Raw genomic sequence first — 11,717 nt, 5'->3', positions numbered from 1 at the left:
ATCCTCCTCTATTACTCTTGTGTTCGTTCAATCAAGGACATGGAGCTCTGTAAGGATCTTCTTTGCGCCTTTCAAAAGTTCTGATTCTTTTGGAAGAGTAAAGACATTTTCGCCCTCAATATCCATGTCAACGAGACTCATATCCATCGGAATGACAGCTACGAGTGGTGCGCCTTCCACGTTATCGAAGTCGATTTTATCCGGTGCTGGAGCTCGGTTAATGACCGCTCCGATCGACTCACACATCATCATCTCATCGGCAACCTTTTTAATGGTACCGATGATGTTAATGCCTTTTTTACTTTGGTCAGAAACGAGTACAAGCTTACTGACCTTGTCCATGACACGCCTATTAATCTGCTCAATGCCAGCTTCACCGTCGATGACGACGTAGTCAAATTCATGAACGAGCATGGAAATGACATTTCGAAGGTAAGCATTGACGGCACAGTAGCATCCTTCAGCTTCTGGGCGACCAACGGCTAGAAAAGCAAACTTGTCGGTCTCGCTCATGGCATCAAAGAGACTGAACTTCGCTTCTGCTAAGACGTCTTCCGTACTTTTTAAGTTTCCTGTGACATCGTCGACGACGCGTTTACGAATGTCATCGAGTGTCTCACGCGGACTGACTCCTAAAGCAATAGCTAGTCCAATGGCAGGGTCTGCATCGATTGCGAGAATCTTTTTTTCTGGAAACGATTCACAGAGAACTCGAACAATGGCAGCAGAAAGTGAGGTTTTACCGACTCCACCTTTACCTGCTAATGCGATGACACAGGCGTTATTGTTGGTATCCAAATACATTCTCCTCTCTGGCTCGTAGTCTTTAATCAATATAAAAATTAGGTGCACAAAAAATTCAATATTGATTAGTAATATTGAAACAAACGATGCCTATAAAATTGTCACGTTACACGTGGGTAAACGGACAAAAGTCCATTCGAAACGCTTAAAGCGTAATGAAGGCAAGAAGAATAAGAAATATGTATGTAGCGATTAGAGGAGTCGCCGACCCTTTGAACCAAGCTATATTTATATGTATATTAATATTGTTTTAAAGCATGCTTTATATAGATGATAGCTGTTATTAAACACGAGTCCGTATTAGCAAAATAATTATAGCATGTTATAGGTTAGGTGTGACCTTTTTTTCGCAAATTCTAAAAACTTTTTTTCGTAAAATAGATTCACAAAAAAGGAGTATGAGCTTTTTCTCATAAAAACCCATTCTCATTTAACATGAACTAAACAAAGCAATTTCTCGTTAAATTGAATAATTCATTGAAAAATGAACAAAAAAGCTCGTAAAAACGAGCTTTTTTAAGTCATGAGCAAATCTTTCCTTGTATACAAAGCACATAAAAAAATCACAGCACTTTGTTTATTATTTTTAATAAAATTCCGCATATAATGACACGCAAAAAAGGAATATCCTATTCAATTTTTTTATGACTAACCGACGTATTCGCTGTTATTCTTTAAGAAAAAGTCAAAGATAAACGCATGAATTACAGCTTTAAAGCGTATTACTAAAATCCATCCAAACCTCTTTTTATTTACGATTCAAATCCGTGATCAGAAGTGGATTTTCTTTTTTCAGGCGCTCAACTAATGTCTGTACTCGCTCCGTCGTAGGATCTTCTTAAAGCCAAGCGAACTCTTCTGATGTAATGCCCGCCATCTGTAAAAAGGTGACCAACCCGTGGTCGGTCTAAAGGTCGCTTCCACCGTCTAAGAATCGTAGCTTTGTTTCATAATGGCGTTGCTATTCAACTGAGTAAATTGAAAATGCATCTAAAATGGCCAGATCGCCTGGTTCATCGGACTTCATGTACTTTTTAAGGTATGCTTCTTCTTTGCCGAGTTCTTTTGCTTCCTCTTTCTTAAAAAGATGTTTAAAAAGACCCACTATTCCTCCTCTCCGTCATCCCTTCCATTAAGCGTTAAACAGAAAGGATGACCTGCTGGATCTAAAAAGACTCGCCAAGTTTCTCCGTATTGATGTTCCGCTTCTCTTGCACCGATCGACTTCGCGTACTCTACAGTTGAATCCAAGTCTCTCACAAAAAAGTCCATATGTAACATCTGACCGCGCTCTTGTGTGGGCCAGGTAGGTCCTTGATAGTCTTTAACGCCTTGAATGTTGATCGAAAGATGTGGTCCAAAGACACCGGGCATGACGCCCTCTTCTATGGGTTCCGCCATATAGCCTGTGAGTTTTTCGTAGGAATGAAGCATCTCTTCGACTTGCTCTTCGGGGCAGTCGATCGTGATGCCATCGAGTTTAATGTGTGGCCGCATAGTTATTAAACCTCTCTAGAAAGATTAAAAGAAGCGGAAACAGAACAATCTTTATGTCTACATTGGCAAACATCAAAAGACTCGAGATGATGAGTCCGGGGATTGTGAAATCGACTCTTTTTTTAATGACGGACTTAAACCAAGGGATGAGGAGTAAGAAGGCTAAGAAGATCCACTGGAAGCGATCGGAAAAGTAGAGTGCAATGCCCGGTTTAAAGAGGACCATTGGATCGAGTTCCCATAACAAGATGAGATATACGCTAAAGCCCATAAGAAACATCCTGTTGAGCTTGTTTTTATTGAGTATGAGAAAAGGTACGGTAACGAGGAGTGTGAAAGCTATACCGACGTAGCTAAACCAGTGGTATTGGGTCTTTGTCACCTGATTCGAAAGAAACCTCACACTAATGATGTCACCGAGCTCATTTTTTAGTCTTCCTGCCATGACCTTAGGGTTTTTCACATTCACATGGTAACCGCCGTAAACGCCTAAAATAGGCATTCGGTCTACATCATTAAACGCCCGAATGAAGTTCTTAACCATCATCTCTTCACGGTACTCTGGGTCACGCTTTAACTCTTCATACCACGTTTTCCCCTGATTGATGGCTTCTTCCGTTAATTCGTATTCCCTCGTACCCTTCGTAAGTGTCGCGAGGTAGCGCTTACCTGTAGAGTCATATTGATGACCGAGGTCGGTTCCATGAATTCTCGTTTCCGGCGTTACTATCTTTATATTCCGGAAAAAGTTTAAAAAGAGATCGGTGTGCTGACTCGTTCCTTCGAGATTGTTATAAAGCTCTATCAGAATCTTGTCATCGGGAGCACGGAGGAATTCGTTTAAGAGCTGTCCTGTGTAATAAGGGAGCTCTAAAAAGAGATCTCTCTTACCAAACTTATAGGCTTCGATCCACCTCTGAAGCTCGATGTCATAAAACTCCTTGACCCCATGGGCCTCCCCTAAGAGCACAATCGTCTCTTGGGGTGCAGCGTAATCGGTTTGTCTATCAAAATGTAAAAAGAGCCAGAATGCTCCGAAGAGGATGACAATGATCACCCATCCAATGTATTTTTTCCAATCAAACCACATCATTTTTCCTTATCCTTTGAATACGATCTCCGACTTCAAGTGGATCCCCTGAAAAGAGAGCTACCACTTCTTCTCCCTCATAAGCGGTAAACGTCGCTGGTCTTTCCTCGGGAAAATAGAGATTTTTGACCGTCGCTTTCTTTCCAGAAGGAAGCGACACCCGGTCATATACGGAGACACAGCCAGATAGAACGCGTAGGAGGTATCTCAAAGGTTCTCCTTTTTTAGGTTCACTTTTTCCCTCTATGATGGCTTCCAGGTGCTTGGAATGAATCGAATGTGGAATGTGATTCTTCTCTTCATAGAGAAAATCTTTATTCTTTCGGTCCGCTTCTTTCCTTCGATATTGTATAAATAACAAGATAAAGATCCAGGCAAAGGCCGAAAAGGCATGCCCAACTTGCAATAGAGCTTTTTCTCTTCCTGACAAGAGATAGCAAGTGCTGGCTAGGATACCAAGGACGAGGGCCACGAATAGATTATAAATACTTCGTTTAAAGCCAAAAAGAAACATTTCTTCTCCTCTAAATAGCTTTCTTGGGACAGATTCTTGCACACTCCATACAGAGGATGCAGTCGGTCCCGTGAAGACGCTTACGACTAGGGTCTAGTACATCGACATCCATCGGGCACACCTTCTTACACTGGTTACAGCGGATGCACTTCGTTTCATCGACCTTTACTCGAACGAGTGAATAGTAGCTCATGGGCTTTAGAAAGATCGTAATGGGACAGATGTACTTACAAAAGGCTCTGTTATCTTTAAAAGCATAAGCTAAACCAATTCCTATGATGTAATAAAGGACATTCCCTACAAGAAAAGCGACGAACATGATCTCTTCTAAGCCTAACACTTTATAGAAAAAGAGCGCTCCTACAAAGCCTAGTGAGAGTAGAAACATGAGATAGCGGATCCAGCCGATCGACTTTCTCTTGTGATCAGGCCTCTTATAAGGCAATAGATCAAGTACCATCGCCGTCCAGCAAGCGTAGCCACAGAAACCTCTTCCAAAGAGGAGCGGGCCGAAGATCTTAGCGACGGCGTAGTGAATCGTCGCCGCTTCAAAGACACCTGTGAAGAGATAATACCAGAAGCCCTCAAGCTGCATGTTCTCCCGATTCATGACACCTAAGTAGAAAAGCATATAGAGGCCGATTAAAAGCTGTACAATTCTTCTACCATAGGGATGACCGCTTTTTAAGAGCGCAACTCCTAGCGCTAAAGAGCTTCCGAGGTAGCTGAAGTTTAAGAGATAAAAGATCTTTCCTTTTGTAAGCCAAAGGATGACTGCGATGCATTCAAAAACGACAAATAAGAGGATCGCTTCTCGATATTTCTTAAATAGATTTTTCTCCATAGGTTTTCCTTTGATTCGCTGTATACACGCCAGCGAGGATGATAATAACCCCTACAAGCTGTAGTAATAAAAAGGGGTCTTTTAGTATAAAAAAGCTCGAAATGATCGAGACGACTGTAGAGACACCGATAAAGGATCACTTTTTTTATTCACTTGGTAGCTTCTTTCATCACTTCATAGAAGCTTATGACGTTCTCAACACTACCATTTACAAAGCGGTTAAAAACCTTATCGACGGGCGTAAGGAATGCTCCCTTTTCATTTTGTAACACGGGAATGGGAGAATCTTCTAAAACGTTCCAGTAGAACCCGCGTTCTTCGAGTCCGTTTCTTAAAAGGACTTCACCGAGGTAGGAACCGAAGACCATAGCCATAGACCAGACTTGATTCTCTGTCGGATGACTCTCTTTCATGTCCTTGGAATAATAGTCTAAGATCGCTTCTAAGTCCCTAATGCTCGCTTCGGAGTAATCGAAGCGCCTATTAAAATCGAGTGCATATTCTCTCGCCGTTTCGCTTAATCGCAACGATTTTTCTTTCAATTCGTGATTCATAATGCCTCCTTTTCTTTTACTATAGCAAAAATAGAAGAGATCGAACGCTCTCACCCTCTTGATCACCATAAAACTTAACAAAACTAGGATATAATAAGAAAACTATGATTAGGAGGAGCCTATGGCAGAAGAGTTACATCTTGATCCTGAAAGTAATGATCTCGGTTCTAAGATCGTTCTAAATCCTGACGAAACCAAAGAGCCTAAAAAAAGTTATAAATATCAAGCCTTTATTAGCTATCGTCACGTCGAACCTGACGCTACCATTGCATCGAAAATTCATACGTTAATAGAAACTTTCCCGATTCCAAAGACCCATTATGAAGACGGGAAAAAACCCACCTACCGTGTGTTCCGTGACCGAGAGGAACTTACGAGTACTGAACTCAGTACTTCGATCGACGCTGCTCTAAGAGAGTCCAAGTTTCTCGTCGTCATCTGCTCCAAGCGTACGCCACTTTCACCGTGGTGCGTGAAGGAGATTGAAACTTTCATTCGCCTCCACGGACCAGATCGCATTATCCCTGTACTTGTTGAAGGTGAACCTCAGGAGTCCTTCCCAGCACCTCTTTTGGATCTTAAAAAGACGATCACGAATGAAGCGGGAGATTCTGTCGATGTGCAGATGGAACTTTTAGCTGCGGAGCTAAGGCCAGCAGAAGTCCAAAGTCCAGATTTCGTAGGCTATGAAACGCTCGATAGAGAAAACTCCGAAAAGCGAAAGACACTACTACAAGATTCGCTAAAGCTTTTAAAGACGACAGAGATCTATCGCATCATGGCTGCTATGCTTGGCGTCTCCTATGGCGACCTAAAGGAGCGTGAAAAGGAACGAAGAACAAAGCGCATGCTACGCCTCACAGGCGTTGTAGCAGCTGCACTCTTAGTCTTCGGTATCTTTATGTTTAACGCCTATAGACAGGCGAATATTGCAAGACTTGAAGCGCAGGAATCAAACGCCGCAATGCTTTTAAATGAAGCAGCGAAGCTAACAAAAGAAGGCGATGCCACAAAGGCAGTGCTCGTTTCAGAAAAGGCTATGAAGATGGCATCGAAGGAGATGCCTCTCTATGATGAGATCAACGCTCGCTATGAAAACATCTTGAGTCAAAACCTCATCCATAGTGGCTTTCACTACACTTCATCTATTACTACGCGAAACACCCTTGGCTACGCTTCCATAGACCCCAAAGAAGAGTACGTTGCCACGGGGCTCGGGGCATCGAGCGTAGGAATCTATAAGACATCGAACGGAGAGCTCGTAAAGACACTCGATGGATTTAAGGGACAAGTGAAGCAGACAGACTTTAGCTCTGATGGAAAGTACCTCGTAGCAGGTGCTTTTGATAAGCAGGTGAAGGTCTGGGATACGAAAGACTACAAAGAAGTGAAGACCTTTACGACAGACGATATCGTCATCATGAGTCGTTTTACGAAAGATGCAAAGGAACTCCATATCTTATCCTTAAAGGATAAGAAGATCCTCCTTTCGACCATCTCTACAACCGACTGGAAAGAAACGAGTCAAACCCTCCTACCAGGAAACCTTAAAAACTTTATCGTACTACCAGAAAGTGACGAGATCATCATCCTTACAAGTAACGGCTTAGAAGAGGATACGAGACTTAAAATCATTAAAAAGGGCTCTGGTGCTCCAGTCTTTGATTTTCCCATTCCAAAGGAAGATGTAGGTGACGTCTACTCTCCCTATTTCACATCTTGTAGGGTAAATAGTGACTTTACAAAGCTCTATGCCACAGGAACCAATGCCCTCTACTGTTTCGATTTAAAGACCAAAGAGATTCTTTTTAAAGAACCCATGAATCGATCGAATGATGACAACATGCTCGCCGTCTCTTCGGATGGAAAGTATGTCTACATGAACGACAACTCCTCTCTCGTAGTCTTTGACGGAAATACAGGAAAGATTCTGCGCAGTCTCTTTCCAGGTGAAACCATCAATGAAATGATGATGGCAGAAGACGGAACGGTGGGACTTCTCTTAAAGAGTGGTGATCTAACGCTACTAAAGGATCTAAAAATCATCGGCTGGAGAGTCCCTTACGGAAAGGCTGAAGCAAGTTATCTGACCCTTGGAAGAACAGGAAAATACGCCATCGTAGGATCCTTAAAAGATGGAATCATTAAGATTGGCTCGACCTCAAGCATCAATGCCTTCGAAGACATCGATGCACAGCTCGTCTCTGTCAGTAAAAATAACCGCTTTGCTCTCTTTTATAAGAAAGAGGGAAGCTTCGTTTGGGACTTAGAAAAGAAGGGTGTGCATTTAGAGCTTCCTAAAGCAAACAGGCAGGAATTTGATTCCCGCGTCTACTTAAATAAAGACTTTGGACTCAGTAATGACGGAAACTTGGTCATCACAGGGAATGCCTACGAGACGAGGAACGAAAAGGGCGACCTCGTAAAGTATAAGCAGCAAGTAGAAGTCATCCGTCTAAAAGACCTAAAGACCGTCTACTACACGCCTTTTTCTGGTTCTACTGCCTACTTTGGCTTTACGAGTAACCCCGATCTACTCTATCTAAGAACTACAGACGGCTACAACCGCCTCATCGACTGGAAAAAAGATAAGGTCGTTCAGGTGATCCCGAGTAAAACAGACGTCTTCCAAAACCTCATGTTTAGTGACGACATGAAGTTCTATGTAGAAAACTTTCAAAGCGGTAACTACCGAATTACAAGAGTCGATACGGAAACGGTTGTTCACGAAGGAACAGGTGAGGTCTTCTACGTAGGTAATGATGAAAAGGGAATTCTCGAAGCCAAAGGAATACTTGTAGATAAAGGATTCACATGGAAGCTAGGAGATGAGGAGGAGACGTATCACACCCTCTCCTCGGCACGAAGTGAACTTGGAAATTCGCCCGATAATCTAAACGAGTACGACAAGGAATCAGGACTTCTTCTTACGATCAAAAAGGAAGGCTTTAATAATTCAAGGAAGGCCGTTCTTATAAACTTTGAAACGGGAGAGCTTGTAAAAGAGTTCTCACTCGATACAGGTGCAAGCACAGTACAATGCCACATCGCAAGAGGAGGAAAAGAACTCCTGCTCTTTAGCGAGGATCCGTACTTTAACGACTTTACCGTTCCGTCAGAAAGCGAATACCTACAGGAGTCTTTAGTCATCGGTAGAACGATGCACTTAAAGCTTCTTTCGAGAGAAGAACTTGAAGAGGAAGCAAAGAAGTTTACAGGAAATCGCAAGCTATCGGAAGATGAACTGAGCGAATTAAGCTTAAAGAAATAGAGGTATGGATGAATAGAAAACGACTAGAATGGCTACCCTTAATGAAAAAGAGGCTCATGACCCTCATTTATGTCCTAGGCTTTTTCCTAGCCGTTTGGGGTAGCGTACTCATCTACTGGACGGTCGATCGAAACCTTTGGGAGAAGGTGACAAACACCATCGCAAGTGTCATAAAGCTCTATCTCTTTATGCCGTCACCAGGTTCCGACGGATCGTTCCCTTGGCCCTACGAACTCGCCATATGGATAACGCCGATCTCTACTGTGAGTGGCTTTTTAAATATCGGTCAAAAGTACCTAAAGCGCTTTCAAAGCTGGCTTTACCACTTGAACCGTAAGCACCTCGTCGTCATGGGTGACCGCGCCTTTGCAGAGCCCTTCTTAAGAGAGGCCTTCCTAGAACGTCCAAAAGATAGACTCTTATACTTAGCAAAGAGTATGGAGGAACAGCACGCACTCGAAGGCGTCTTCGATCACAGGATAAAAATAGCTACGATAGACTGCCTTCATCCAGAGAACATTGAAAACGCACTACTCGTTAGAAAGTATAAGATCCATCAAGCAGAAGCACTCATCGTCTTTGAAGGAGAACCAGAGAACTTTAGAACACTAAGAGCGATCAATGAGATTCTAGAGGACAAGTGCCCGGAGCGCATTCCTACTCACGTCATGAGTACGAATACGAAGATGAAGGAACTCATAGAGGACCAAGCAGATCATCTAAAAGCCCTCTCGATTCACTACTTTAACCTCGATCACCTAAGAGCTATCGAGCTCTTCCAGAGGGAAGACTTTAGAGCGTATGAGACAAAAGGGCTAAAGGAAGCGTGGACCAAAGAGGATGTAGAAAACGAGATGACGATGGCAAAGAAAATCGGTCACGCTCACCTACTGATCGTTGGATTCACAGCACTCGGGCAAGAAATTTTTAAAGAGGCGACAAACCTTCTTACGTTAAATCCGTCCGATAGACTGCACATCACGATACTCGATAAGAATGCCAAAGAGCAGTTTGACTACTTTGAAAGTGACATCGATCAGCTAGAGAAGGTCTGTAGAGTAGACATTCTCCCCTACGACTTAAGAGCCAAGGCACTCCCTCAAGCACTCTCAAAAGCGATCGAAGAAGATCCCCTCACATCCGTCGTCTTTACGATCGATTCAGCGAAAGAAAGCCTCGTTACGATCGAGCGCTTTAGAAAGCTTTTTAGTGATGGTCCTGTATCTCTCTATACGCCAAAGAGAGATGAAGTCTCAGCACTACTCGATGCAATAAAAGAGAAACTACCAAACATCGTGACATTCGGTGAAGAAAAGGATCTCTTAACGAGAGAAGTCATCTTAAGAGATCGCTTCTTAAGAAAAGCCAAGGCCTTTAATGCCTTCTACAACGAAACGGCAGCCAAGCTCATGGGCTGGGAGATACCGAGTAAGACGAGTGAAGAACAGTGGAATGAGCTCACATCCTTTAAGAGGGAGTCATCGCTTGCTCAGAGTCTACATGCACCCATTAAACGCGCTATCCTTGAGAAACTCACGAGCATTGAGGGATTCCCCAACACTCGTCAGGAGATTGTAGACGAGTGGAAGAAGGAACTTCAGAGTGTGAGTGTGACAGAAGAAGTGAGCATCATTGAAAAGAGCCCCGTAAAGAACTTCTTTACAGAGCTCGAACACAGACGCTGGAACAACTTCCACTACATGAGAAACTTCCACTTCTCAGAGACTAAGGATCTAGAAAACAAAGAGCACGACTGCCTCATCGATAGCTGGGAAGAGTTCTTACAAGGACCACAGCGAGAAAAGGCGATCTATGACTACATCTCGACGTTATCTGTAGAGTAATAAAACCCCAGATCTTAAGGTCTGGGGTTCTTTGATTTTACAAATCTACGGTTCATAAATTTAGGATTCACGACAAAGATATAAGTCATTAGAACGGCTATGAGTAATAGAGGTGTCACGATACCTAGCTTAAAGTGATAACCAAAGAATGCGATAAGAGCTTGAATCACGCAGTAGAGAAGTTCAATCTTCGTATTCTTTACTCTTTGAACCATATCTAATTCATAACGGTGATTGCTAGCCATCCAGATGGAAGTAAGTAAAAGAGGAACGATCTTAAAGATCGTCATGAAGGTTTGATCCTCCCCTGTTCCAGTATAAGTTGCAAAAGCTGCATTTAAAAACGACGCCTGAAGAATGATAGCGATGAGGGTCAAATTGCTATGAAGGATCTTTTTATTCTCCTTCACCTTAGGAAGATCTTCATCGCTCTCAAAGTGATCGTTTAGTAAATAGTCTGTCGATACACCATAGATCTCACTTAATGCTAAGAGATTATTGGCATCTGGTAGAGCGGAACCATTTTCCCAGCGTGATATGGCTTGACGCGAGAGTCCAATTTTCTGAGCTAAGTCCTCTTGAGACATTCCTTTCGTTTTTCTAAGTTGTATGAGTTTTTCTCCGATGTTCATAAAAGGCCTCCTTCTTTCTCTGTCTTTACACTAACCCAAAAGGCCAAAATACACTACCAACTTCACTTTCCATTAGCGCAACAAGAGGTTACAAGTGGGATATTTTTAAAGAATGGGCGTATTTTTCAAGTTGAACTTGAAATTTACGCCCAAATTCTTTTAAAGTCTTAGATTCATGTAGTCTACGTCAATAAGTTCTCCGTTGATCTCAAAGTAGCCTTCAAAGGTTCCAATCTTTTTAAAACCAAACTTTTTGTATAAGTGAATGGCTCTTTCATTGTCCGATCTCACTCCTAAAGAAAGGATCTTAGCCTTTGCTTTGTTCTTTGCAAAATCGATGAGTTCTTTTAGAAATAAGGAAGCAATACCATGGTTCCAGTACTTCTTTTGAACAGCCATACCAATCGTTCCACGGTGAGAGAAGCGCTTAAGGTTTGAGGAAGAGTAATTAGCTGAACCAGCAATCTCTCCATCGACGAAAGCTAAGATGAGGAGCTGTTTTTCACTTTGTGAGAGCTTTTCCAGGAACTTCTCTTCTTGCTCTAGAGTAAGACCAAACCCCTCACTTCCGTAGCTTAAGTTATCTGTCTCACTGCCACAGATCTTACCTAACTCAAGTAAATCTTTGGCATCACTTGGAAGTGCTTTTCTAATCTTTATATCCATT

General features: G+C 42.6%; 11 protein-coding genes. 2 read left to right on the top strand and 9 right to left on the bottom strand.

Annotated features, from left to right (window positions below; all coding sequences use genetic code 11):
• Window positions 1-27: 27 nt before the first annotated feature.
• The 7 genes from ACUB3H_RS05440 to ACUB3H_RS05410 form a co-directional block, all read right to left on the bottom strand.
• On the bottom strand, window positions 28-798 hold the full coding sequence (locus ACUB3H_RS05440; protein WP_459129647.1) for an ATP-binding protein: 771 nt from the start codon (window positions 796-798) through the stop codon (window positions 28-30).
• A gap of 967 nt (window positions 799-1,765) precedes the next feature.
• The gene (locus ACUB3H_RS05435; RefSeq protein WP_459129646.1) at window positions 1,766-1,909 is read right to left on the bottom strand and encodes a hypothetical protein; all 144 of its coding nucleotides are present in this window, start codon (window positions 1,907-1,909) and stop codon (window positions 1,766-1,768) included.
• Window positions 1,909-2,301, bottom strand: coding sequence for a VOC family protein (locus ACUB3H_RS05430; RefSeq protein WP_459129645.1), 393 nt, complete (start codon window positions 2,299-2,301; stop codon window positions 1,909-1,911). Before ACUB3H_RS05430 ends, ACUB3H_RS05435 begins: the two co-directional genes overlap by 1 nt.
• Entirely contained in the window at window positions 2,285-3,394 is a 1,110-nt protein-coding gene (locus ACUB3H_RS05425; RefSeq protein WP_459129644.1) for a hypothetical protein, read from the bottom strand. Before ACUB3H_RS05425 ends, ACUB3H_RS05430 begins: the two co-directional genes overlap by 17 nt.
• Complete coding sequence (locus ACUB3H_RS05420; protein ID WP_459129643.1) at window positions 3,381-3,905, bottom strand: hypothetical protein; 525 nt, start codon at window positions 3,903-3,905, stop codon at window positions 3,381-3,383. The genes ACUB3H_RS05425 and ACUB3H_RS05420 overlap by 14 nt, the downstream gene beginning before the upstream one ends.
• A 10-nt stretch (window positions 3,906-3,915) precedes the next feature.
• The gene (locus ACUB3H_RS05415; RefSeq protein WP_459129642.1) at window positions 3,916-4,749 is read right to left on the bottom strand and encodes a 4Fe-4S binding protein; all 834 of its coding nucleotides are present in this window, start codon (window positions 4,747-4,749) and stop codon (window positions 3,916-3,918) included.
• Window positions 4,750-4,898: 149 nt separating this feature from the next.
• Window positions 4,899-5,303 (bottom strand): hypothetical protein, encoded by a 405-nt coding sequence (locus ACUB3H_RS05410; protein WP_459129641.1) that lies wholly within the window; start codon window positions 5,301-5,303, stop codon window positions 4,899-4,901.
• A 121-nt stretch (window positions 5,304-5,424) separates the two neighbouring features.
• Between ACUB3H_RS05410 and ACUB3H_RS05405 the strand changes: the two genes are divergently transcribed.
• Both ACUB3H_RS05405 and ACUB3H_RS05400 read left to right on the top strand, forming a co-directional pair.
• Window positions 5,425-8,574, top strand: coding sequence for a toll/interleukin-1 receptor domain-containing protein (locus ACUB3H_RS05405; RefSeq protein ID WP_459129640.1), 3,150 nt, complete (start codon window positions 5,425-5,427; stop codon window positions 8,572-8,574).
• An 8-nt stretch (window positions 8,575-8,582) separates the two neighbouring features.
• Window positions 8,583-10,418 carry a hypothetical protein gene (locus tag ACUB3H_RS05400; protein ID WP_459129639.1) on the top strand — a complete coding sequence of 612 codons (1,836 nt, stop codon included), beginning with the start codon at window positions 8,583-8,585 and terminating at the stop codon, window positions 10,416-10,418.
• 14 nt (window positions 10,419-10,432) lie between these two features.
• Here ACUB3H_RS05400 and ACUB3H_RS05395 read toward each other — a convergent pair whose 3' ends face one another.
• Both ACUB3H_RS05395 and ACUB3H_RS05390 read right to left on the bottom strand, forming a co-directional pair.
• Window positions 10,433-11,050, bottom strand: a complete 618-nt coding sequence (locus tag ACUB3H_RS05395; RefSeq protein ID WP_459129638.1) for a helix-turn-helix domain-containing protein — start codon at window positions 11,048-11,050, stop codon at window positions 10,433-10,435.
• Window positions 11,051-11,209: 159 nt separating this feature from the next.
• Entirely contained in the window at window positions 11,210-11,716 is a 507-nt protein-coding gene (locus ACUB3H_RS05390) for a GNAT family N-acetyltransferase (RefSeq protein WP_459129637.1), read from the bottom strand.
• Window position 11,717: the final 1 nt, after the last annotated feature.

It is taken from the genome of Guggenheimella bovis (assembly GCF_054492335.1).
Note: the sequence above shows the minus strand (reverse complement) of the source record. Positions and strands in the feature narration are given on the sequence as shown.

Bases quoted from the DNA above. Each gene is read 5' to 3' on its own strand.
- ACUB3H_RS05430 (WP_459129645.1), bottom strand. From the start codon at position 2,301: ATGCGGCCACACATTAAACTCGATGGCATCACGATCGACTGCCCCGAA.
- ACUB3H_RS05425 (WP_459129644.1), bottom strand. From the start codon at position 3,394: ATGATGTGGTTTGATTGGAAAAAATACATTGGATGGGTGATCATTGTC.
- ACUB3H_RS05420 (WP_459129643.1), bottom strand. From the start codon at position 3,905: ATGTTTCTTTTTGGCTTTAAACGAAGTATTTATAATCTATTCGTGGCC.
- ACUB3H_RS05415 (WP_459129642.1), bottom strand. From the start codon at position 4,749: ATGGAGAAAAATCTATTTAAGAAATATCGAGAAGCGATCCTCTTATTT.
- ACUB3H_RS05410 (WP_459129641.1), bottom strand. From the start codon at position 5,303: ATGAATCACGAATTGAAAGAAAAATCGTTGCGATTAAGCGAAACGGCG.
- ACUB3H_RS05405 (WP_459129640.1), top strand. From the start codon at position 5,425: ATGGCAGAAGAGTTACATCTTGATCCTGAAAGTAATGATCTCGGTTCT.
- ACUB3H_RS05400 (WP_459129639.1), top strand. From the start codon at position 8,583: ATGAATAGAAAACGACTAGAATGGCTACCCTTAATGAAAAAGAGGCTC.
- ACUB3H_RS05395 (WP_459129638.1), bottom strand. From the start codon at position 11,050: ATGAACATCGGAGAAAAACTCATACAACTTAGAAAAACGAAAGGAATG.
- ACUB3H_RS05390 (WP_459129637.1), bottom strand. From the start codon at position 11,716: ATGGATATAAAGATTAGAAAAGCACTTCCAAGTGATGCCAAAGATTTA.